Here is a 21,184-nt window from a genome sequence, read left to right on the forward strand (position 1 = left end):
GCTCTTGTGACGGGAGCGCGGCGGGGCTCGCCCTCGCCGCGCTCCCGCCACGGAGCGCTGGACTCACCCTCGGCCGGTGCTCACGTTGGATCACTATGCTCACTTCATGAAGGAAGTCATCGCGACCCGCTACATCACACCCCTGCGGGAGGGCGGCTCGCTGCCGGGGCTCGTCGAGGGGGACGACCTCGGGACGTACGTCATGAAGTTCAGCGGCGCGGGGCAGGGCCGCAAGACGCTCGTCGCCGAGGTGGTCGTGGGGGAGCTGGCCCGTCGGCTGGGCTTCAGGGTGCCCCGGCTGGTGACCCTCGACCTCGACCCCGTGCTCGGCCTCGGCGAACCCGACCAGCAGGTCCAGGAACTGCTGAAGTCCAGCGGCGGCAGCAACCTCGGCATGGACTTCCTGTCCGGCGCCCTCGGCTTCGACCCGCTGGCGTTCACGGTGAGCCCCGAGGAGGCCGGCCGGATCGTCTGGTTCGACGCGCTGGTCAACAACGTGGACCGCTCCTGGCGCAACCCCAACCTGCTGATGTGGCACGGCGATCTGTGGCTCATCGACCACGGTGCCACCATGATCTGGCACCACAACTGGCCCGGCGCCCAGACCTCCGCGGCCCGCCCCTACGACGCAGCCGACCACGCGCTGGCCCGCTTCACCCCGGATGTCGCCCGGGCGGCCGCCGAACTCGCCCCCCAGGTCACCGAGGAACTCCTCGCCGAGGTCACCGCCGAGATCCCGGACGTCTGGCTGACCGGCGAACCCGGCTTCGACACCCCGGACCTCCTCCGTGAGGCGTACGCGGCACCCCTCCTCGCGCGCGTGCCCTTCCTCCATGAACGCATCAAGGGACTCCAGTGACCGAGCGCCACATCATCCGCCCGAGCGAGGCGAACACGCGGGACGTCTTCGAGTACGCCCTCCTGAGGGTCGTCCCCCGTATCGAGCGCGGCGAGCAGATCAACGCGGGGGTGCTCGTCTACTGCCGTGCCCGGTCCTACGTCGGCGCCCGCACCCATCTGGACGAGGCGAGGCTGCTCGCTCTCGACCCGGACGCCGATGTGGCCGGGATCCGGGCCGCGCTCGGGGCCGTAGAAGGAGTGTGTGCGGGTGGGGAAGCGGCCGGGCAGGCGGGGCTGGACGATGCCGGGCGGCGGTTCCGGTGGCTGATCGCGCCGCGGTCCACGGCGGTGCAGCCGGGGCCCGTGCACACCGGTCTCACCCTTGATCCGGCGGCCGAGGCGGAGCGCCTGCTGGACCTGCTGGTGAGGTAATGGATCACACCTGGCCGCGCGCACGTTGACACCGAGTGCCAGGGCTTCTAGCGTCACGTCTGCCGAAGGTACTAAGCGGTCGCTCACCGGCGGGCCGCGGTTTCAAGGGCCGAGAGTCTCTCAAGGGCGAGGAGAACCAGCAATGTCCACCACTGAGCAGCGGGTCGCGATTGTCACCGGCGGGGCGCGGGGCATCGGCGCCGCCACCGCCGTACGCCTCGCGGCCGAGGGCCGTGCGGTCGCCGTGATCGACCTCGACGAGGCCGCCTGCAAGGACACCGTGGAGAAGATCACCGCGGCCGGCGGCAAGGCCCTCGCGGTCGGCGCCGACGTCTCCGACGAGGCGCAGGTCGAGGCCGCGATCACGCGGATCGTCGCGGAGCTGGGCGCGCCGACGATCCTCGTCAACAACGCGGGCGTGCTCCGCGACAACCTTCTCTTCAAGATGAGCGTCGCCGACTGGGACACCGTCCTCGGCGTGCACCTGCGCGGCTCGTTCCTGATGACCAAGGCCGTCCAGAAGCACATGGTCGACGCGGGCTTCGGCCGGATCGTCAACCTCTCCTCGTCCTCCGCCCTCGGCAACCGCGGCCAGGCCAACTACTCCGCCGCCAAGGCCGGTCTCCAGGGCTTCACCAAGACCCTCGCCATCGAGCTCGGCAAGTTCGGCATCACGGCCAACGCCGTCGCCCCAGGCTTCATCGCCACCGACATGACCGCCGCGACCGCCGCCCGCGTCGGCATGGGCTTCGACGACTTCAAGGCCGCGGCCGCCACCCAGATCCCGGTGCAGCGCGTCGGCGAGCCCGACGACATCGCCAACGCCGTCGCCTTCTTCACCGACGAGGCGGCCGGTTTCGTCTCCGGCCAGGTGCTGTACGTCGCCGGCGGACCGCTCAACTAGCGAACACGGGAATACGGGAATACGGGAATACGGGAACGCAGGAAAACAATGACTGAACTGCCTGAACTCTCCGGCAAGGTCGCCGTCATCACCGGCGCCAGCCGCGGCATCGGCTACGGCGTCGCCGAGGCGCTGCTCGCCCGCGGCGACCGGGTCTGCATCACCGGCCGCAGCGAGGACGCCCTCAAGGAGGCCGTCGAGACACTCGGCGCCGAGCGCGTCATCGGCGTCGCCGGCAAGGCCCACGACGAGGCTCACCAGACCGTCGTCGTCGAGCGCACGATGGAGGCCTTCGGCCGCGTCGACTTCCTGGTCAACAACGCCGGTACGAACCCGGTGTTCGGCCCGATCGCCGACCTCGACCTCAACGTCGCCCGCAAGGTCTTCGAGACCAACGTCATCTCGGCACTCGGCTTCGCCCAGAAGACCTGGCACGCCTGGCAGAAGGACAACGGCGGCGCCATCGTCAACATCGCCTCCCTCGCCGGAGTCTCCGCCTCGCCGTTCATCGGCGCGTACGGCGTCAGCAAGGCCGCGATGATCAACCTCACGCTCCAGCTGGCGCACGAGTTCGCGCCCGGCGTACGGGTCAACTCGATCGCCCCGGCGGTCGTGAAGACCAAGTTCGCCGCCGCCCTGTACGAGGGCCGCGAGGCGGAGGTCGCCGCCTCCTACCCGATGGCCCGGCTCGGCGTGCCGTCCGACATCGGCGGCGCCGCCGCGTTCCTCACGTCGGACCAGTCCGACTGGATCACCGGCCAGACCCTCGTCGTCGACGGAGGCATCCTCCTGAACGCCGGAGTCGGCTGAGAAAGCCGTTCGGGCGCCGATCCGTTTGCTGTTCGCTTGACGGAATCGGCGCCCGTGTCGAGACATAGAACGCGCACAGCCGGATGACAACGTCGTCATATACACGCAGCTCAACAGCCCCGCCCGAACCAGCAATTCCGGGCGGGGCGCTGCGGTAGGGTCTGCCGACCCTTGGTACGGCGGATCGAGGAGCGTGCGTGTGTTCAACCGGAACCGAGGCCTGCAGAGAGTCGCGGCGATCGCGTCGATATCCCTGGTGGCCGGATGCGGTGTGTTCTCGGACGGGAATCCCGACGACCGGGGAGCCATCGTCGTCGGGACCACCAGCGCCCCCAGCACCCTCGATCCGGCCGCCTCCTGGGACGGCTCCTGGGAGCTGTTCCGCAACATCTACCAGACGCTGCTCGCCTATCCCTCCGGCGCGACCACGCCCGAGCCGGACGCGGCCAAGAGCTGCCGCTTCACGGACGGTTCGAACACGACGTACCGCTGCGAACTCCGCGCGAGCATGAAGTTCGCCGACGGCGACACCCTCGACGCCCGGGCCGTCAAGCACTCCATCGACCGGATCCGGCAGATCAACGTGCCGAGCGGTCCGGCCGGCCTGCTGGGCAGCCTCGACCGGGTCCAGGTGAGCGGCGCCCGCGAGGTCGTCTTCCACCTCAACAAGCCCGACGCCACCTTCCCGTTCGTCCTCGCCACCCCGGCCATGTCGATCGTCGACCCCGACGACTACCCCGCGCACTCACTGCGCAAGGACGGCAAGGTCTACGGCTCCGGGCCGTACACCCTGAAGTCGTACGACGACGGGAAGCAGGCCCAACTCGTCCGCAACGACCGCTACAAGGGCTTCGCCGACCGCGAGAACAGCGCGGTGACGATCCGCTACTTCCAGGACTCCGGCACCATGGTGAAGGCCCTGCGGGACGGGAAGATCGACGTCACCTACCGCGGCCTCGCCGCCGACGACATCATCGCCCTCCAGGGCCGCGCCTCCAAGAGCCTGCAACTCGTCGACGGTTCCGGCACCGACATCAACTACCTGGTGTTCAACCCCAAGGACAAGTGGGCCGGGAACCTCGCCGTCCGCAAGGCCGTCGCCCAGCTCGTCGACCGAGGGGCGATCACCCACAAGATCTACCGCGACACCGTGGACCCGCTCTACTCGATGGTCCCGAAGGGCCTCACCGGCCACACCACCGCCTTCTTCGACGACTTCGGCGACCCCAGCGTCCCCAAGGCACGCAAGCTCCTCACCGACGCGGGCATCACCCAGCGCGTCCCGCTCACCCTCTGGTACACGAGCGATCGCTACGGCTCCGAGACCGCCCTCGAATTCAAGGAACTCAAGCGGCAGTTGGACGGCTCCGGGCTCTTCACGATCACCCTGAAGAGCCGCCCCTGGAAGACCTATGTGACGGGCTACCAGAAGGGCGAGTACCCGGTGTTCGGGCGCGGCTGGTTCCCGGACTTCCCCGACGCCGAGAACTTCATCGCGCCCTTCGTAGGACAGCAGAACGCCCTCGGTACGCCCTACTTGTCGACCAGGATCACCGACGTACTGCTGCCCGAGTCCCGCCGGGAGAGCGACCGGGCCGAAGTGGTCAAGGAGTTCGAGGACGCGCAGCAGATCCTGGTGGACGACGCCCGGCTGCTGCCGCTGTGGCAGGGCCGGCAGTACGTGGCCGCGAGCGACGACGTCTCCGGCGGGGAACAGGCCCTCGACCCGTCGACGATCATGATGATGTGGCAGCTGTACCGCAAGACCAGCTGGTGATGCGGCTCGCGGCGGCCGTTGTCAGTGGCCGCCTGTAGGTTCTGGGGCATGGAAGCGGACGCACTCCGCGCCCGCTCCGCATCGCAGCCGCCGCACACGGTAAGGAAGTTGACGTGACCGACATCTCCATGCTCCCCGAGTCCTGGCGCGGGGTCCTGGGCGACGAGCTTCAGCAGCCCTACTTCAAGGAGCTGACCGAGTTCGTCGAGGAGGAGCGGGCGAACGGACCGGTCTTCCCGCCGCGCGAGGAGGTCTTCGCCGCCCTGGAGGCGACGCCGTACGACCAGGTGAAGGTGCTGATCCTCGGTCAGGACCCGTACCACGGCGAGGGCCAGGGCCACGGCCTGTGCTTCTCGGTCCGCCCCGGCGTGAAGACCCCGCCCTCCCTCCGGAACATCTACAAGGAGATGAAGGAGGAGCTGGACCTCCCGGTCCCGGACAACGGCTATCTGATGCCGTGGGCCCAGCAGGGCGTCCTGCTGCTCAACGCGGTGCTCACGGTCCGCTCCGGCGAGGCCAACTCGCACAAGGGCCAGGGCTGGGAGAAGTTCACGGACGCGGTGATCCGCGCGGTGGCCGACCGCCCCGACCCCGCGGTCTTCGTCCTGTGGGGCAACTACGCGCAGAAGAAGCTCCCCCTGATCGACGAGGAGCGGCACGTGGTCGTCAAGGGCGCGCACCCCTCCCCGCTGTCGGCCAAGAAGTTCTTCGGCTCCCGCCCCTTCACCCAGATCGACGAGGCCGTCGCCCAGCAGGGCCACACCGCGATCGACTGGCGCATCCCGAACCTGGGCTGACCTCACGGGGCCGGTCCGGGGCCGCCTGACGGGGATTGCCGGTGGGGGCGGTTAGCTTCGAGGGGGACGGCCAACGGTGGCTGACGAGGTGCGGAGGACGCTGTGACGGAGCGACAGGAGCAGGCGGCGCCGGACGCTCTGCTGACGCGGATCGGACAGATCGTCATGCTGCACCACGGCGGCGACCGCGAGGAGGCCCGGGACCGGCTCCTGGGCCTGTGGGCGGAGCTCGGCGAGGACGGCGACCCGCTGCACCGCTGCACCCTGGCCCACTATCTGGCGGACACCCAGGACGACCCGACCGACGAACTCGCCTGGGATCTCCGGGCGTTGTCGGCGGCGGACGAGCTGGCGGACGGACGGGACGCGGGGGACACCGACCGGGAGGGGGCGAGCGCGGTGCGCGCCTTCTACCCCTCCCTGCACCTCAACCTCGCCGCCGACTATGTGAAGCTCGGCCGCTCCGACGCCGCCCGCACCCATCTCCGCCGGGCACGCGGCGCCTGCGCGGTCCTGGCCGACGACGGCTACGGCAACGGCGTGCGAGCCGCGATCGGCCGGCTGGAGCTGCGGCTCGACACCGAGGAGGGCACGGCGGGAGACGGCACCTGGGGGCCGCCGAGACAGCGGCCCTAGGGCTTCTCCGACGTCAACGGCCGTATGTCTGACCGCAGATGATCGACTGCGGGCTGTCCTTCTGCCAGCCGCCGTACTTCCTGCCCAGGGCGCAGACGTCCGACGTGTTCTTGGGTACCGACCTGACCACGTCAGGGATGTCCGCGCTCGGCTGCCGGGGGTGGCGCGGCTTGGGATGCGGGTGGGGATGGGGGTGCTGGTGCGAGCGGGGAACCGGAACCGGTACCGGTGCCTGGGCCGCCCGCGGGGGCGTGGCCGGTGCGTGGTGCGGCGGATGCGTGGCCGGCCCGGGGCGATGGGACGGGTTGATCATTTCCAGCGCCTCCCGCGCCGGGGCCTGCACGATCTGCGGCTCCACGCTGCCGTCCGGACGCGGCACCGACGCTTGGGACGGTACGGCCGGGGGAGCGGGGGCCACCGGCCGCTGGACCGTCACACAGCCGGAGAGGGCCGAGACAGCCACGGTGACCAGGAGCGTTGCGGTGGTGGTCGTCGTTCGATGCACCCGCGCAACTCTGCTGGTTCCGGCCCCATTTGAGACAGCGGAACGGCGGATGATGCCCCACACGGGTGATCTCCGCCCCCTTACGGACGGCGCGCGCCCCGCTCCGGGTGACGTGACGTCAGTCGCCGGTGTTCCCGTCGATCCGCTCGCGCAGCAGATCGGCGTGGCCGTTGTGCCTGGCGTACTCCTCGATCATGTGGGTGTAGATCCAGCGCAGGTTGAAGTGCTCGCCGGTGCGGCGGTGCTTGCCCACGGAGACGTCGTCCAGGGTGAAGCGGGCCGCGATCTCGCTCGCCGCCGCGATCTCGGCCCGCCAGGTGGCGTGGGCCTCCGCCCAGGTGTCCGTCCCGGTGGTGTGGAAATCGCCGTCCGGGTCCTCTTCGGTGAAGTAGATCGGGTCCGCCTTCTCGTCCGCCATGACCGAGCGGAACCAGCCCCGCTCCACCTCCGCCATGTGCCGCACCAGTCCCATGAGCGACAGCGTGGACGGCTCCACGGACGTGCTCCTCAACTGCTCGTCGGTGAGACCCTCGCACTTCCAGGCCAGGGTCTCCCGGTGATACGTGAGCCAGCCGTCCAGCATGGTGCGTTCGTCGGCGGTGGTCGCGGGTTCTCTGCGCTCGATGGTCATCCCCGCATCCTCGCGCGCCCCGTCCGCCCGCACCAGCGGATATTCCCTCGCCGTATGCTTCCGGAGAGGTACCGCCGGACAAGCGCCAGGGAGACTCCGTGAAGGTCGGCTGCATCGGACTCGGTGACATCGCGCAGAAGGCCTACCTGCTGGTTCTCGGCGGCCTGCCCGGAGTCGAACTGCACCTGCAGACCCGCACGCCCGCCACCCTCGCCCGGGTCGCGGACGGCCTGCACCTCCCGGCGGACCGGCGGCACACGGACCTCGACGCGCTCCTCGCGCAGGGTCTCGACGCCGCGTTCGTGCACGCCCCCACGAGCGTGCACCCCGAGATCGTGACCCGGCTCCTGGAGGCGGGCGTACCGACGTACGTCGACAAGCCCCTCGCCTACGAACTCGCCGACTCCGAACGGCTGGTACGGCTCGCGGAGGAGCGGAACGTGTCGCTCGCGGTCGGCTTCAACCGCCGCCACGCCCCCGGATACGCGCAGTGCGCCGACCACCCGCGCGAGCTGATCCTCATGCAGAAGAACCGGATCGGGCTCCCCGAGGACCCGCGCACGATGATCCTGGACGACTTCATCCACATCGTGGACACCCTGCGGTTCCTGGTGCCGGGGCCGGTCGAGGACGTGACCGTGCGCGCCCGCACCCGGGACGGACTGCTGCACCACCTCGTGCTCCAGCTCTCCGGCGACGGCTTCACCGCGCTCGGCGTGATGAACCGGCTGAGCGGCTCGGTCGAGGAGATCCTGGAGGTCTCCGGCCAGGACACCAAGCGTCAGGTCGTCAACCTCGCCGAGGTCGTCGACCACAAGGGCCAGCCGACCGTACGGCGCCGGGGGGACTGGGTGCCGGTGGCCCGGCAGCGCGGCATCGAGCAGGCCGTCCTCACGTTCCTGGACGCCGTACGCGCCGGAAAGGTGCTCAGCGCCCGGGACGCGCTGGCGACTCATGAACTGTGCGAGCGGGTGGTACGAGCGGTCGCGGACCGGTCCGCCGCAGCCTGAGCGCCACGGCGCCCTCCCCGACGCACATCGCCGCGAGCACCAGCAGCGCCAGGCCCACCGGCCAGGCGCCGTAGCGGACGTACGGGGTGATGCCGTGCGCGAGCGGGACGTCGTAGACCTGGGTGGTGCTCTTGTCCGTGCCCAGCCAGGAGCCGATGCGCTGTCCGCTGGGGCCGTACACGGCGGAGACGCCGGTCAGGGTGGCGTGGACCATCGGGCGGCCGGTCTCGGCGGCGCGCAGGGCGGCGAGGGTGGCGTGCTGTTCGGGGGCCCAGCTGTTCTGGAACGACGAGGTCGACGACTGCGCGAGGAGGACGTCCGCGCCGTCCTGCGCGAGATGGCGGCTCATGTCGGGGAACGCGGTCTCGAAGCAGATCAGCGGGCCGACGCGCAGCCCGTGCCCCACGTTCATCACCACCTGCTCGGTGCCGTGCCTGCGGTCCACGCCCGCCGCCTTGCCGACCGAGGTGGCCCAGCCGAGCAGCGAGCGGAACGGGATGTACTCGCCGAAGGGGACGAGCCGCATCTTGTCGTAGCGGTCACCGGTGAGACCGTCCGGGCCGACCAGGATCGAGCTCTTGTAGATGCCGGGTTTGTCGGAGCGCTGGGCGTCCACGTTGACCAGGATGTCGGCGCCGGTCTCCTTGGAGAGCGCGGCGATACGGCGTGCCAGATCGGGCCGCTCGCCGAGGTCGAAGCCGACGCTGCTCTCGCCCCAGGCGATCAAGTCGACGTCCTGACCGGCGAGTTGGCGGGTGAGCTGCTCCTCGCGGTCGAAGCGCCGCTCGCCGCTCTCGTCGCCGTCGATGACACCCGGCTGCACGACGGCGATCCGCACCCGGCCGTCGACGTCGGGGCGCGGCGACCACACCCAGGCCGCCGAGGTCACGGCGGCGGTGGCGACCAGTCCCGCGACGGCGGGCACCCGGACCGCGCGCACGGCGACGAGCACGGCGACCGCGACATTCACGGCCACCACCAGGAAGCTCAGCAGCCACACCCCGCCGACGGACGCGAGCCGCAGGGCCGGCTCCACCTGCCACTGGGTGGAGCCGAGCAGACCCCACGGGCCGCCCAATCCCTGCCAGGACCGCACGAGTTCGACCATCAGCCAGCCGGAGGGCAGTACGAGGAGCGCGGCGGCACCGCGCCCGGGCGACGGCACCCCGCCGAGGAAGCGGCGCACCAGCCAGCCCCACGGCGCCCACAGCGCGCCCAGCAGCCCCGCGATGACCACGATGAACACGCTCAGGCTCGGCACCAGCCAGCTGTGCACGGCCAGCATGAACCCGAGCCCCCCGGACCAGCCGTCGTGGACCGCCCGCCGCCCGGTCGGCGCGGAGCGGGTCAGCAGGATCCAGGGGACGAGCGCGACGTAGGCGAACCACCACCAGGACGGCGCGGGGAACGCGAGCACGGGCAGGGCGCCCGCGAGCGCGGCGAGCAGGGACCGCCGCCATGGAGAGGCGAGCCAGTCGCCGAAGGTCTTCATACGGCACCTCCCTACCCGCTGGTCGCTCCAGTGTGCGTGTTACCGACGAACTCGCACAGAGGACCTCGACCCGGTCACCATGATCGACTCAGTTGACCACGGCTTCCGGGCGCCGCTCGGGAAGGCGCCGCCACTTCTCCTCCACGACGACCTCGGTCAGCCGCCAGCCGCCGTGCGTCCGCAGCAGCCCGAACGCGTACCGCCCGCCGCACACGAAGTCGGGTGCGGTGGAGGCGTCGCCGTCGCTCTTGTCGTCGGTGGCGAAGCGCATCGGATTGACGTAGTCGGCCTGGACGCGGGCGGTGTCGTCGGTGTGCTGGTCCATGGCTCCGAAGCGGATCCGCCGGTTGACGATCAGGTGCTGCCGCATCGGGAACAGCTTCATGCTCTCCGCGAGCCATCCGGCGATCTGTTCCGCGTTCCCCTCGATCCCTCCGGCGGACCGGTAGTCGGCACGCCCGTCCGGCGCGAACAGTTTCCGGTACGCCTCCCAGTCGCCGTCGTCCACCGCCACCGCGTATTCGGTGATCATTTCGTCCACGGCCAGCCGGTCCATCACAATCGCCAGTTCCACACGCTGCGTCATCGGCTCAGTGTTGGCTACGGAGCGTGTCGCGCCAAGAGGGACGCGGGGACAAGGTGGGGAACATTCGGTGGTCGTCGCCGTTCTTCCCCGTTTCCAGCCGATCTTCATCGTTCTTCGTCATTCTTCGTCGGTTCCTGCCGGTCTTCGTCGCGAGGAGTTCTCATGAAGCGTCTCGTCACGGTCGTCACCGGGGGCAGCCGGGGCATCGGCGCCGCGACCTGCCGGCGGCTCGCGGAGGACGGCCACGACGTGGTGGTGGGGTATCTCGGGGGCGCGCAGGCGGACGAGGAGGCCCGGGAGGTCGCGGAGGCGGTACGGCGGACCGGGGCCCGTTCGGTGTGCGTGCGGGGCGACACATCGGTCGAGGCGGTCGTCGAGCGGCTCTTCACGGCGGCAGAGCGGCAACTCGGGCCGGTCACCGGGCTGGTGAACAACGCCGGGGTGACCGGCCCCTTCGGCCGCCTCGCCGACACCGACCCCTCGGAGCTGCGCCGCGTCGTCGAGGTCAACTTCCTTGGCACACTGCTGTGTTCACGACGCGCCGCGCGGGTGATGACGGCACGGGGAGGCGGCGTGATCGTCAACGTCTCGTCGTCCGCCGCCACCTTCGGCGGCCCCGGCGACCATGTCCACACCACCCACAGCTACGCCTACGCCGCGACGAAGGCCGCCGTCGACATCCTCACCCTGGGCCTCGCCGAGGAACTCCGTCCCGACGGCATTCGCGTCAACGCGGTCGCTCCCGATCGCCCGGCCCGGCCGGAGGAGGTCGCCGCCGCGATCGCTTGGCTGATGTCGCCGGAGGCGTCGTATGCGACGGGGACGGTGGTGCGGGTGTCGGGCGGGAGATGAGCGTGGGCTGGATTCGCCCTGCCCGGAGCTCACTGAACTGCCCCAACTGCCTTGCCGTTCAGGGTGATTCAGACACCTTCAGGCGGCCTCAGGCGGCGGCGATGACCTCGTAACGGATCGCCGCGGCCCACTCGACCACCAACAGCTCGTATTCCTCCCGCTCTTGGGTGGAGAGCGAACCGCCCGCACGCAGCCAGAGTGCCCGGATCTGCTCGTTCACCTCGGAAGCAGACCGCACGGAACCAGGGGTTACGGAATCGGGGGACATGCGAACAGCCTAGGGGCAAGGACTGACACTGCGCTACCGGACGGCTACGCAGACCGTATGGGGTTGGTCACGGGCGCGGTGAACCGGGCACCCGGCGCGGGCCGGACGCTCAGTCGACCCACGTGATGACGCACCGGGTGTGACGTGCGGCGGCTCGGTGGAACTCCCGCAGGGTGACGAAGTGTTCGGCCGGATGTTCCCGTACGGCACGGTCGAATCCGGCGCCGAATCGGCAGACGGCGGCGGCGACTTCGCCCGGGGATGCCCCGGACGCGGCGATAGGCGAAGTGCGAACTGCCAATGGCGTTCCAGACGTCCCCGAGCGCCCGGCGGGCCCTCGCTCAGCCCGCCGACTCCGCCGCGTGCGGGCTCAGTTCGCCTGCCGTCACCAGCGCGATGATGACGATGCCGAGCGCGATGCGGTAGTAGACGAACGGCATGAAGCTCTTGTGGGAGATGAACTTCATGAACCAGGCGATGACCGCGTACCCGACCACGAACGCGATCACCGTCGCGAACATCGTCGGCCCCCACGCGACATGCCCTTCCTCCGCCGCGTCCTTCAACTCGAAGGCGCCCGAGGCCAGTACGGCCGGCATGGCGAGGAGGAAGGAGTAACGGGCCGCCGCCTCACGGGTGTAGCCCATGAACAGGCCGCCGCTGATGGTCGCGCCCGAGCGGGAGACGCCGGGGACCAGTGCTATCGCCTGGCAGAGGCCGTACAGCAGGCCGTCCTTGGCGTTCAGGTTCTCAAGTGTCTTGCGCTGCTTGGGCGCCCGGTGCTTGCCGCCCGACTCGTCGCGGGCCGCGAGCCGGTCGGCGACACCGATGACGATGCCCACCACGATCAGCATCGTGGCGGTGATCCGCAGATCGCGGAACGGTCCCTCGATCTGGTCCTTGAGCGTCACGCCCAGCACGCCGATCGGGATGGAGCCGACGATCACCAGCCAGCCCATCTGGGCGTCGTGATCGCGCCGCATCTCCTTGTTGGTGAGCGACCGGAACCACGCGGCGAGAATCCGCCCGACATCCTGGCGGAAATAGATCAGCACCGCCGCTTCCGTGCCGAGCTGTGTGATCGCGGTGAAGGCCGCGCCCGGGTCCTCCCAGCCGGAGAAGGCCGCCGTGAGCCGCAGATGCGCGCTGGAGGAGACGGGGAGGAACTCGGTCAGCCCCTGGACGAGTCCGAGGATGAGGGATTCAAACCAAGACATGGAGTTACGGCGTCCAAGTGCTGATCGTGGAGGGGCAAAGGACACACCAAAACGCCGCGCGCGGTGAACGAGTGTGTGTGAGGGGCAGCGTAGCGTCCCGGTGTGACAGGCCCGACACAGGGGTTTCACGGCGGGCGGGCGACCCCGGATGCGGAGGTTTCGTGGTGGTCGGGCGACTGCGGACGCGGGGGTTTCACGGGCGGTCCGGCGACTCCGGGTGCGCGGTGTTGACCAGCTACGGGGGCGGCGCATACGTTGCGGTGGAGGAAAGCGCTTGCTGCACGCGCTCGCTGTTCCCCGGAGGAGTGCTGATCACGCCCATGTCCACACCCGCCACCAACCCCGGGGCGTTCCAGCCCTTGCCGCCGCTCAGCGGTCGCCGCATCAGGGCCGCCGTGGTCGGCGCCGGTGCCATCGGCCGCGGTTCCCATTTCCCGGCGCTCGCCCGGCTTGCCGAGGAGGGCGAGACCGAGGTCGTCGCCGCCGTTGACATCGATGCCACGTCGGTCGAGTCCTTCTGCGCCGAGGCCGGAATCCCGCACGCCTACACCGACCTGGAGCAGATGCTCCGGGAACAGCGGCCCGACCTCGTCACCATCTGCACCCCGCCCACCCTGCACCGCGCGCAGACCGTCGCCGCGCTGCGGGCCGGCGCCTGGGTGTGGTGCGAGAAGCCGCCGGTGCCGACGCTGGCCGACTTCGACGCCGTGGAGGACGAAGAGGGCCCGGCACAGGGGACGGCGGGCGGGCCGTACGCCTCGATCGTCTTTCAGCACCGGTTCGGCTCGGGCTCGCGGCATGTGCGCCGGCTGCTGGCCGAGCGGGCCATGGGACGGCCGCTCGTGGCGCACTGCCAGACCACCTGGTACCGCGACACCGCTTACTACGCGGTGCCCTGGCGTGGTCGCTGGGAGACCGAGGGCGGCGGTCCCGCGATGGGACACGGCATCCACCAGATGGACCTGCTGCTCGATCTGCTCGGGCCGTGGAGCGAGGTGAAGGCCATGGCCGGGAGGCTGGTCCACGACGTGGAGACCGAGGACGTCTCGACCGCCCTGGTCCGCTTCGAGAACGGCGCGCTGGCGACCGTCGTGAACAGCGTGCTGAGCCCCGACGAGGTCAGCCGTATCCGCGTCGACTGCGAGCGCGCGACCGTCGAGCTCACCCATCTGTACGGGCACAGCAACGACAACTGGCGGATCACGCCCGCCCCCGACGTGTCGGGTGAAGAGGCCGCGCTCTGGCAGGACTTCGGGCCGGACGTGCCCAGTTCGCACGTGGAGCAGTTGCGTGAACTCGTCGTGAGCATGCGGGCCGGTGAACGGCCGCGCAGCAGCGGCACGGACGGGCGCACCAGCCTCGAACTGATCACCGCCCTCTACAAGTCGGCGTTCACGGACACGACCGTACGGGCCGGCGACATCGGCCCCGGAGACCCCTATTACACGGCGCTGCATGGCGGCGCCCCCGGCTGGGCGCCCGTGGCGCGCGAGGAGGTGTCGGCGTGACCGGCCTGCGTATCGTCCATGCCCACGACGACCGCGTCACGGTGACCGAACCGGTCACCGGCGTCGAGCTGTTCAGCTATGTGTACCGGCCCGAGGCCGCCTGGGAGGCGCCGAAGCCGTACCTCCACCCGATCAGGACGCTGGCCGGTGACGTCGTCACGGACTATCGGCCCAACGACCACCGCTGGCACAAGGGCCTCCAGTTCACCGCCTCGCATCTCTCGGGCCAGAACCTGTGGGGCGGCAACACATACGTTCACGGCGAGGGGTATCTCCAACTCCCGGAGCGTGTCGGGGCGATGACCCACGTCGCCTTCGACGAGCTGTACGCGGACGCCGAGCGCCTCGTCATCGCGGAACGGCTCACCTGGCATCCGCACAGCGGTGAACTCTGGGCCGACGAGCAGCGCCGGATCGAGGTGCACGATGTGGACACGGACGCGGAGTCGGGTTCCTGGGCGCTGACCTGGACGAGCTCCGTGACGAACCGCCGTGACGAGCCCCTGCTGTTCGGCAGCCCGACCACCCACGGGCGCGAGGCGGCCGGCTACACGGGCCTCTTCTGGCGCGGCCCGCGCGCCTTCCGCGACGGCCGGATCATCGGCCCCGACGGCGAGGGCCCCGAACTGATGGGCTCCCAGGGCCCTTGGCTCGCCGTCTCCGGCGAGCACGACGGCACCGACGGCCACGCGACCGTCGTCTTCGCGCACGCCCCCGAGAACGACCAGACCGGCGCCCAAGGCACCCACCCCGCCCACTGGTTCGTACGCAACGAGCCGTTCGCCGGGATCGCCCCCTCCTTCGCCTTCTACGACGAGCTGCTGCTCGAACCCGGCGACACCCTCACCCGGCGCTACCGGGTCGTCATCGCCGACGGGGCGTGGGATCGGGAGGAGATCGCCAAGTACCTGGAGGCGCGGCCGTGGTGAACGCGTCACCGGTGACTACGGCAGGGTTGAGCACAGCAGGCTTCGCCGGGCTGCCGGGCGGGGTCGCCGTCTCGCATCTCTCCGTCTACGACTGGCCCGCCGAGGTCGATGGCGACGACAGGGTGTGCGGCGGAACTCCCCATATGCACCTGACCTGTTCGGAGGGGTACGTCGTCACCGGCGGCCGGGGTGCGGTGCAGACGCTCACAATGTCCGGCACAATGTCCGGCACGACGTCCGGGTACGAGGTGACACCGCTCGCGGCCGGAACGGTCGCCTGGTTCACGCCGGGCACCATCCACCGGCTCGTCAACGAGGGCGATCTGCGCATTACCGTCCTCATGCAGAACGGCGGCCTGCCCGAGGCGGGGGACGCGGTGCTCACGCTGCCCCCGCAGTACCTCACCGACCCGGAGACGTACGCCGCCGTCACCGTGATCCCGGCCGACGCGCCCGAGGCGGAGCAGGAACGGATCGCCCGGGCCCGGCGCGACCTCGCGCTGGAGGGCTACGAGGCGCTGCGCTCCGCCGAGGGTCCGGAAGCGCTGGCCGCGTTCCACCGGGCAGCCGCCGCGCTCGTACGACCCCGGCTCGGGGAGTGGCGCGAGCGCTGGGAACGGGGGGCACGGGCCGCCGCCATGGCCACGGGGGCGCAGCTCGACCGGCTGGACCAGGGCGACTTCTCCCACCTCGCCGATGCCGCCGTACGAGCCGAACAGCCGTCTGTGCAGGGGAAGTTCGGGATGTGCGGGCGGTTGGATGTCTACAAGGGGGCGTAGGCCTCTTTGGGATCGGGCCGCTGTCAGGCCGCCGCTGTCGGACCCGTAACCGTCCAGCCCGGTACCTGGGGGTGGGCCGTCAGGTCCTCGTGGCGGACCGTGGCTCCGCAGGCGGTGCAGGTGACGGCCGGGACCAGTTCGTTGCCGCAGATGTGCTCGACCACCATGGGGCGGTCGAGTTGATCCCTACGAAGATGACGGTCGCCCCACGCCATGAGGGTCATCAGGACCGGCTCCAGTTCGAGCCCCGCCTCCGTGGGCCGGTACTCGAAGCGCTGCGGGTGCTCGCTGTAGGTCCGCCGGGTGAGGATCCCGGCGTCGACGAGACGGCGCAGCCGGGCGGCCAGGACGTCGCGAGGGGCACCGATGTTGCGGACCAGTTGATCGAAGCGGCGATTGCCCAGGCACACCTCCCGCAGGACGAGCAGTGAGTACTTCTCGCCGACGAGCGAGAGGGCATCGGCGATCGAGCAGGGGCGCGGGTCTTTGGGTGCGGGCTTGGCTTTGGGTGCGGGCTTGTCTTTAAGGGCGGGGTTGTCTTTGGGTGCGGGCTTGTCTTTAGGGGGGGTCATATCACTCAGCTTAGAGGAGGGTTTGATTTTCCAACTCACAGAGCTACAGTGAGTTTGGATTTCCTACTCTGGACTTCCTGCTCCGGACTTCCTGCTCCGGACTTCCTGCTCCGGACTTCCTGCTCACTGGTAGTCGTGATCGTGTTTCTCTGGCTGTTGTGGAGGCTCGCCCCATGCGTGACGCAGTGATCGTCGAAGCCGTACGCACCCCCGTGGGCAAGGGCAAGCCGAACGGCTCCCTCGCCCAGGTCCACCCCGTCGAACTTCTCTCGCACACCCTGCGCACCCTCGTCGAGCGCACCGGGATCGACCCGGCACTCATCGACGACGTCATCGGCGGCACGGTCACCCAGGTCGGTGAGCAGGCCGTCAACATCACCCGGCAGGCCGTGCTGTCGGCGGGCTTCCCGGAGTCGGTGCCCGCGACCACCGTGGACCGCCAGTGCGGCTCGTCCCAGCAAGCTGTTCATTTCGCGGCGCAGGGCGTGATCTCCGGGGCGTACGACCTGGTCGTGGCCTGTGGAGTGGAGTCCATGGGGCGCGTGCCGATGGGGTCGAGCGTGCTGCCCGGCACGGATCCCTTCGGCCCCGGTGTCGCCGGGCGCTACCCGGAGGGCCTCGTCCCGCAGGGCATCAGCGCCGAACTCATCGCCGCCAAGTGGTCCATGACACGGGACCAGTTGGACGCCTTCGCGGTCTCCTCGCACCACAAGGCGGCCGCCGCCTGGGACGCGGGACTCTTCGACGCTCAGGTGGCACCCCTGGCGGGCGCCTCGCGCGACGAGTGCGTACGGCCCGGCAGCACGGCCGAGATCCTGGGCGGCCTCAAGCCCGCCTTCTACGACCCGACGTACGCCGAGCGCTTCCCGCAGATCGAGTGGAACATCACCGCCGGCAACTCCAGCCCGATCAACGACGGAGCCTCCGCGGTCCTGATCACGTCCAGCGAGACGGCGGCCCGGCTCGGGCTGCGTCCGCTGGCCAGGCTGCACAGCTTCGCCGTGATCGGTGACGACCCGCTGCTCATGCTCACCGCGGTCGTTCCGGCCACCGAGAAGGTGCTGCGCAGGGCCTCGCTCACGCTCGACGACATTGACCTGTTCGAGGTCAACGAGGCGTTCTCCAGCGTCGTTCTGGCCTGGCAGCAGGAGACGGGCGCGGATCTCGCCAAGGTCAACGTGCACGGTGGGGCCATCGCGATCGGTCATCCGCTCGGGGCGAGCGGGACCCGCTTGACGACCACGCTGGTGCACGCGATGCGGGACCGCGGGGCGCGCTACGGGCTCCAGACGATGTGCGAGGCCGGGGGCCTCGCCAACGCGATGATCCTCGAAGCCGTCTGACGCGCCCGGTCGTGTAATGGCCGGTCGTGTAATGGCAGGTCGTGCATGGCCGGTCGTTCAGACGCCCCGCAGGTGGTGGCGCTTGCGCCAGGCCACCACCGCGCCGCCCAGGGCCGGCAGGGCGATGCAGGCCATGGCGATCAGGAAGGCTGGCGACGTGGGGCTGGAGGCGCGAGCCCCGGCGACGGCGTAGGCGGCGGTGTTCGGGAGCGAGCCGAGCGCCGTCGCGAGCAGGAACGGCATCCAGCGCATGCGGGAGACCGCGGCGCAGTAGTTCACGCCCCAGAACGGCAGGCCCGGGAAGAGCCTCGCCGCCATCATCGAACGGAAGCCGTGCCTGCTGAGCTGGCCGTCCGCCGCCTTCAGCCACCGGCCCCGCAGCAGCGGGCGCAGCGCGTCCTGGCCCAGCACACGGCCCAGGCCGAAGGAGATTGCGGCGCCGAGCACCGTGCCCGCGAGTGCCGAGGCGGTGCCGAGCTGGGAGCCGAACAGCGCGCCCGCCGCGAGGTTCAGCAGGGGGCGCGGTACGAACGCCACGCTGCACAGGCCGTAGGCCCCCGCGAACACCAACGCGGCCATGGCGCCGCCGAGTTGGGGCGGCCAGCCGTCGGAGAGGAGTCTCTGCGGGTGAAAGAGCAGCACGGTCGACGCCGCCCCGGCGAGCAGCACGAGCAGCAGCGACAGCCGCGAATACGGTGAGAGCAGGGCTCTCGTGCAGCGCGCGGCGAAGCCGGTCGGGACGACGGGCGGCAGAGCCGCGACGGGCATGACCGCGGGGACGACCACGACCGCGGCGAACTCCGTGCCGGTGATCTGCGCGGTGGCCTGGGGAGAGGCCTGGGGAGTGGCCGTGGCGGTGCCCCCTGAGCGGGTGCCCCCAGAGTGGGTGGCGGCATCGGCGAGCATGTCGGCGACCCTAACCGACCTGTGTATGTGATCGCCGTATGGTTCGTCCCATGAGCGTCACAGGTGCGGGCACCCTGCGGGTACCGGACAGTGTTCTCGCGGACACCGTGCTGGAGCGGCTCACGGCCACGTACGGCGCCGCGGCCGACCCGGAGCGGGCCGTGCCCATGCGGGCGTACATGAAGGACGTGGCGCCCTTCCTGGGGCTCACCACACCTGTACGCAGGGCGTTGTCCCGCACGGTCCTGGAGGGCACGCCCCGTCCCGACGAGGCCGACTGCACCGCGATCGCCCTGCGCTGCTGGGAGCTGCCGGAGCGGGAGTACCAGTACTTCGCGGTGGACTACCTGCGCCGCCATGTGAGGCACTGCACGTCCGGCTTCCTGCCGGTCGCGCGTCATCTCGTCTCGACGGTCCCTTGGTGGGACACCGTGGACGCACTCGCCTCCCACGTAGTGGGAGGCCTGGTCGCCGCCGATCCGAGACTGACGGCCGACATGGACGTGTGGATCGTGGACGACGACCTGTGGGTGGCCCGTACGGCCCTCCTCCACCAACTGCGCTACAAGGAGCGCACCGACACCGCACGCCTCTTCGCCTACTGCCTGCGCCAGTCCGGGCACCCGGACTTCTTCATCCGCAAGGCGATCGGCTGGTGCCTGCGCGAGTACGCCAAGACGGACCCGGAGGCGGTACGGGACTTCCTGGCCCGGGAGAAGGGGCGGTTCGCGCCGCTGTCGGTGCGCGAGGCCCTGAAGAACATCGGGGCCTGAACGCCCGTCTCCTCATGAACAGCCCCCATAAATCGTTCGACGCGGGGCAAAGTGTCGGCAATGATCGGAGCCATGTTCCGGTTCGCCTTCCACCTCGCAGCATCCGCGGTCGCGGATGCCCCGAAGGCTGCCGTTCCCGCACTCGTCGCCGCAGTCGACGGCGCCCGAAGCTGACCCTCTCCGGATCGTCCGGCGGACCCCACAGGGGGAGGGTCGGCGAGTCCTCGGGGTCCCCGCAATCCACTTCACCAGGCTTCGAGGTACCGCCATGTCCAAGACGGCTTACGTCCGCACGAAACCGCATCTGAACATCGGCACGATGGGCCATGTCGACCACGGCAAGACCACCCTGACCGCCGCCATCACCAAGGTCCTCGCCGGGCGCGGCGCGTCCACCTTCGTACCGTTCGACCGGATCGACCGGGCGCCGGAGGAGGCCGCGCGCGGCATCACCATCAACATCGCGCACGTCGAGTACGAGACCGACACCCGGCACTACGCGCACGTGGACATGCCCGGCCACGCCGACTACGTCAAGAACATGGTCACCGGGGCCGCGCAGCTCGACGGGGCGATCCTCGTCGTCTCCGCGCTCGACGGGATCATGCCGCAGACCGCCGAACACGTGCTGCTCGCCCGGCAGGTGGGCGTCGACCACATCGTGGTCGCGCTCAACAAGGCCGACGCCGTCGACGACGGCGAGGACACCGTGCTCACCGACCTCGTGGAGCTGGAGGTCCGCGAACTGCTCACCGCGAACGGCTACGGCGGCGACTCCGTACCCGTGGTACGGGTGTCCGGCCTCAAGGCCCTTGAGGGGGACCCCCGTTGGGAGGCGTCGATCGACGCGCTGCTCGACGCCGTGGACACGTATGTGCCCATGCCCGAGCGGTACTTGGACGCGCCGTTCCTGTTGCCGGTCGAGAACGTGCTCACGATCACCGGGCGCGGGACCGTCGTCACCGGTGCGATCGAGCGCGGCACGGTCCGGGTGGGCGACCGGGTCGAAGTGCTCGGGGCCGCCGTCGACACGGTGGTCACCGGCCTGGAGACCTTCGGCAAGCCCATGGCGGAGGCGCAGGCCGGCGACAGCGTGGCGCTGCTGCTGCGCGGTGTGCCGCGCGACGCGGTCCGTCGCGGGCACATCGTCGCGGCGCCCGGCAGCGTCGTCCCCAGCCGTCGTTTCTCGGCGCAGGTGTACGTCCTGTCGGCCCGCGAGGGCGGCCGTACGACGGCGGTGTCGACCGGCTACCGGCCGCAGTTCTACATCCGCACCGCGGACGTCGTCGGCGACATCGACCTCGGCGAGACGGCGGTGGCGCGCCCCGGCGACACCGTCACGATGTCGGTCGAGCTGGGCCGTGACGTCCCGCTGGAGCCGGGGCTCGGCTTCGCGATCCGCGAGGGCGGCCGGACGGTCGGGGCCGGCACGGTGACCGAGGTCGGCTGAGCGGGGTGGGTGCCCGTCCCTTCGGGGGCGGGCACCTTTTCCGTGTGGGTCTTTCTGCGTCGGTCTTTCTGCGTGGATCTTTCCGCGTCGGGGCCGGGCGATCTCGTGTGCCCGAATCCGAGGGCTCGTGTGCCCGAATCCGAGGGCTCGTGTGTCCGAGGCCGGGG

23 protein-coding genes are annotated in these 21,184 nt (G+C 70.3%); 15 read left to right on the top strand and 8 right to left on the bottom strand.

What is annotated here, in order from left to right; genetic code table 11:
• The first annotated feature begins 106 nt into the window (after positions 1-106).
• The 7 genes from ACIRRY_RS32645 (at position 107) to ACIRRY_RS32675 (ending at position 6,196) form a co-directional block, all read left to right on the top strand.
• Complete coding sequence (locus ACIRRY_RS32645; protein ID WP_403979780.1) at positions 107-859, top strand: HipA family kinase; 753 nt, start codon at positions 107-109, stop codon at positions 857-859.
• Complete coding sequence (locus tag ACIRRY_RS32650; RefSeq protein WP_403979783.1) at positions 856-1,272, top strand: DUF3037 domain-containing protein; 417 nt, start codon at positions 856-858, stop codon at positions 1,270-1,272. The genes ACIRRY_RS32645 and ACIRRY_RS32650 overlap by 4 nt, the downstream gene beginning before the upstream one ends.
• A 142-nt stretch (positions 1,273-1,414) precedes the next feature.
• Entirely contained in the window at positions 1,415-2,176 is a 762-nt protein-coding gene (gene fabG, locus ACIRRY_RS32655; RefSeq protein WP_403979786.1) for a 3-oxoacyl-ACP reductase FabG, read from the top strand.
• 48 nt (positions 2,177-2,224) lie between these two features.
• Entirely contained in the window at positions 2,225-2,986 is a 762-nt protein-coding gene (locus tag ACIRRY_RS32660; RefSeq protein ID WP_403979789.1) for an SDR family oxidoreductase, read from the top strand.
• Between the two features lie 199 nt (positions 2,987-3,185).
• Entirely contained in the window at positions 3,186-4,763 is a 1,578-nt protein-coding gene (locus tag ACIRRY_RS32665; RefSeq protein ID WP_403979792.1) for an ABC transporter substrate-binding protein, read from the top strand.
• A gap of 113 nt (positions 4,764-4,876) precedes the next feature.
• Entirely contained in the window at positions 4,877-5,560 is a 684-nt protein-coding gene (gene ung, locus ACIRRY_RS32670; protein WP_403979795.1) for a uracil-DNA glycosylase, read from the top strand.
• A gap of 102 nt (positions 5,561-5,662) precedes the next feature.
• Positions 5,663-6,196, top strand: coding sequence for a hypothetical protein (locus ACIRRY_RS32675; protein WP_403979798.1), 534 nt, complete (start codon positions 5,663-5,665; stop codon positions 6,194-6,196).
• Positions 6,197-6,209: 13 nt separating this feature from the next.
• On the opposite strand, the gene ACIRRY_RS32680 is transcribed toward ACIRRY_RS32675, so the two are convergent.
• Together ACIRRY_RS32680 and ACIRRY_RS32685 are read right to left on the bottom strand one after the other, a co-directional pair.
• Positions 6,210-6,701 (bottom strand): hypothetical protein, encoded by a 492-nt coding sequence (locus ACIRRY_RS32680; protein ID WP_403979800.1) that lies wholly within the window; start codon positions 6,699-6,701, stop codon positions 6,210-6,212.
• A 118-nt stretch (positions 6,702-6,819) separates the two neighbouring features.
• A complete protein-coding gene (locus ACIRRY_RS32685; protein WP_403979802.1) occupies positions 6,820-7,332 on the bottom strand; it encodes a DinB family protein in 513 nt (170 codons plus the stop codon).
• Positions 7,333-7,430: 98 nt separating this feature from the next.
• Between ACIRRY_RS32685 and ACIRRY_RS32690 the strand changes: the two genes are divergently transcribed.
• Positions 7,431-8,342 (top strand): Gfo/Idh/MocA family protein, encoded by a 912-nt coding sequence (locus tag ACIRRY_RS32690; RefSeq protein WP_403979805.1) that lies wholly within the window; start codon positions 7,431-7,433, stop codon positions 8,340-8,342.
• Here the strand turns inward: ACIRRY_RS32690 and lnt are convergent.
• Positions 8,260-9,834, bottom strand: coding sequence for an apolipoprotein N-acyltransferase (gene lnt, locus ACIRRY_RS32695; RefSeq protein ID WP_403979808.1), 1,575 nt, complete (start codon positions 9,832-9,834; stop codon positions 8,260-8,262). The genes ACIRRY_RS32690 and lnt overlap by 83 nt on opposite strands.
• An 88-nt stretch (positions 9,835-9,922) precedes the next feature.
• The gene (locus tag ACIRRY_RS32700; protein WP_403979811.1) at positions 9,923-10,420 is read right to left on the bottom strand and encodes a nuclear transport factor 2 family protein; all 498 of its coding nucleotides are present in this window, start codon (positions 10,418-10,420) and stop codon (positions 9,923-9,925) included.
• 162 nt (positions 10,421-10,582) lie between these two features.
• Between ACIRRY_RS32700 and ACIRRY_RS32705 the strand changes: the two genes are divergently transcribed.
• On the top strand, positions 10,583-11,272 hold the full coding sequence (locus ACIRRY_RS32705; protein ID WP_403979814.1) for an SDR family NAD(P)-dependent oxidoreductase: 690 nt from the start codon (positions 10,583-10,585) through the stop codon (positions 11,270-11,272).
• Between the two features lie 88 nt (positions 11,273-11,360).
• On the opposite strand, the gene ACIRRY_RS32710 is transcribed toward ACIRRY_RS32705, so the two are convergent.
• Positions 11,361-11,540, bottom strand: a complete 180-nt coding sequence (locus ACIRRY_RS32710; RefSeq protein WP_403979816.1) for a hypothetical protein — start codon at positions 11,538-11,540, stop codon at positions 11,361-11,363.
• Positions 11,541-11,881: 341 nt separating this feature from the next.
• Complete coding sequence (locus ACIRRY_RS32715; RefSeq protein WP_403979819.1) at positions 11,882-12,757, bottom strand: undecaprenyl-diphosphate phosphatase; 876 nt, start codon at positions 12,755-12,757, stop codon at positions 11,882-11,884.
• 320 nt (positions 12,758-13,077) lie between these two features.
• Between ACIRRY_RS32715 and ACIRRY_RS32720 the strand changes: the two genes are divergently transcribed.
• The 3 genes from ACIRRY_RS32720 (at position 13,078) to ACIRRY_RS32730 (ending at position 15,973) form a co-directional block, all read left to right on the top strand.
• The gene (locus tag ACIRRY_RS32720; protein ID WP_403979821.1) at positions 13,078-14,265 is read left to right on the top strand and encodes a Gfo/Idh/MocA family protein; all 1,188 of its coding nucleotides are present in this window, start codon (positions 13,078-13,080) and stop codon (positions 14,263-14,265) included.
• Positions 14,262-15,194, top strand: coding sequence for a PmoA family protein (locus ACIRRY_RS32725; RefSeq protein ID WP_403979824.1), 933 nt, complete (start codon positions 14,262-14,264; stop codon positions 15,192-15,194). The genes ACIRRY_RS32720 and ACIRRY_RS32725 overlap by 4 nt, the downstream gene beginning before the upstream one ends.
• Positions 15,195-15,337: 143 nt before the next feature.
• On the top strand, positions 15,338-15,973 hold the full coding sequence (locus tag ACIRRY_RS32730) for a cupin domain-containing protein (RefSeq protein ID WP_403980226.1): 636 nt from the start codon (positions 15,338-15,340) through the stop codon (positions 15,971-15,973).
• A 23-nt stretch (positions 15,974-15,996) separates the two neighbouring features.
• On the opposite strand, the gene ACIRRY_RS32735 is transcribed toward ACIRRY_RS32730, so the two are convergent.
• Positions 15,997-16,545 carry a winged helix-turn-helix transcriptional regulator gene (locus ACIRRY_RS32735; RefSeq protein ID WP_403979827.1) on the bottom strand — a complete coding sequence of 183 codons (549 nt, stop codon included), beginning with the start codon at positions 16,543-16,545 and terminating at the stop codon, positions 15,997-15,999.
• 173 nt (positions 16,546-16,718) lie between these two features.
• On the opposite strand from ACIRRY_RS32735, the gene ACIRRY_RS32740 reads away from it, so the two are divergent.
• On the top strand, positions 16,719-17,888 hold the full coding sequence (locus ACIRRY_RS32740; protein ID WP_200691107.1) for a thiolase family protein: 1,170 nt from the start codon (positions 16,719-16,721) through the stop codon (positions 17,886-17,888).
• 57 nt (positions 17,889-17,945) lie between these two features.
• Here the strand turns inward: ACIRRY_RS32740 and ACIRRY_RS32745 are convergent, their stop codons facing one another.
• Positions 17,946-18,794, bottom strand: coding sequence for a TVP38/TMEM64 family protein (locus tag ACIRRY_RS32745; RefSeq protein ID WP_403979829.1), 849 nt, complete (start codon positions 18,792-18,794; stop codon positions 17,946-17,948).
• Between the two features lie 50 nt (positions 18,795-18,844).
• On the opposite strand from ACIRRY_RS32745, the gene ACIRRY_RS32750 reads away from it, so the two are divergent.
• Both ACIRRY_RS32750 and tuf read left to right on the top strand, forming a co-directional pair.
• Positions 18,845-19,567 (top strand): DNA alkylation repair protein, encoded by a 723-nt coding sequence (locus ACIRRY_RS32750; RefSeq protein ID WP_403979832.1) that lies wholly within the window; start codon positions 18,845-18,847, stop codon positions 19,565-19,567.
• 268 nt (positions 19,568-19,835) lie between these two features.
• Positions 19,836-21,017: an elongation factor Tu gene (tuf, locus tag ACIRRY_RS32755; RefSeq protein WP_403979835.1), complete on the top strand. Its 1,182-nt coding sequence runs from the start codon at positions 19,836-19,838 to the stop codon at positions 21,015-21,017.
• Positions 21,018-21,184 lie beyond the last annotated feature (167 nt).

Origin of the sequence: Streptomyces sp. NPDC101776, assembly GCF_044766845.1 — a bacterium.
Taxonomy (GTDB): Bacteria; Actinomycetota; Actinomycetes; order Streptomycetales; family Streptomycetaceae; genus Streptomyces.

Coding starts and splice junctions, on each gene's coding strand:
- ACIRRY_RS32740 (WP_200691107.1), top strand. CDS start 16,719: ATGCGTGACGCAGTGATCGTCGAAGCCGTACGCACCCCCGTGGGCAAG.
- ACIRRY_RS32710 (WP_403979816.1), bottom strand. CDS start 11,540: ATGTCCCCCGATTCCGTAACCCCTGGTTCCGTGCGGTCTGCTTCCGAG.
- ACIRRY_RS32715 (WP_403979819.1), bottom strand. CDS start 12,757: ATGTCTTGGTTTGAATCCCTCATCCTCGGACTCGTCCAGGGGCTGACC.
- ACIRRY_RS32750 (WP_403979832.1), top strand. CDS start 18,845: ATGAGCGTCACAGGTGCGGGCACCCTGCGGGTACCGGACAGTGTTCTC.
- ACIRRY_RS32720 (WP_403979821.1), top strand. CDS start 13,078: ATGTCCACACCCGCCACCAACCCCGGGGCGTTCCAGCCCTTGCCGCCG.
- ACIRRY_RS32645 (WP_403979780.1), top strand. CDS start 107: ATGAAGGAAGTCATCGCGACCCGCTACATCACACCCCTGCGGGAGGGC.
- ACIRRY_RS32660 (WP_403979789.1), top strand. CDS start 2,225: ATGACTGAACTGCCTGAACTCTCCGGCAAGGTCGCCGTCATCACCGGC.
- ACIRRY_RS32730 (WP_403980226.1), top strand. CDS start 15,338: ATGCACCTGACCTGTTCGGAGGGGTACGTCGTCACCGGCGGCCGGGGT.
- ACIRRY_RS32700 (WP_403979811.1), bottom strand. CDS start 10,420: ATGACGCAGCGTGTGGAACTGGCGATTGTGATGGACCGGCTGGCCGTG.
- tuf (WP_403979835.1), top strand. CDS start 19,836: ATGTCCAAGACGGCTTACGTCCGCACGAAACCGCATCTGAACATCGGC.
- fabG (WP_403979786.1), top strand. CDS start 1,415: ATGTCCACCACTGAGCAGCGGGTCGCGATTGTCACCGGCGGGGCGCGG.
- ACIRRY_RS32735 (WP_403979827.1), bottom strand. CDS start 16,545: ATGACCCCCCCTAAAGACAAGCCCGCACCCAAAGACAACCCCGCCCTT.
- lnt (WP_403979808.1), bottom strand. CDS start 9,834: ATGAAGACCTTCGGCGACTGGCTCGCCTCTCCATGGCGGCGGTCCCTG.
- ACIRRY_RS32745 (WP_403979829.1), bottom strand. CDS start 18,794: ATGCTCGCCGATGCCGCCACCCACTCTGGGGGCACCCGCTCAGGGGGC.
- ACIRRY_RS32705 (WP_403979814.1), top strand. CDS start 10,583: ATGAAGCGTCTCGTCACGGTCGTCACCGGGGGCAGCCGGGGCATCGGC.
- ACIRRY_RS32685 (WP_403979802.1), bottom strand. CDS start 7,332: ATGACCATCGAGCGCAGAGAACCCGCGACCACCGCCGACGAACGCACC.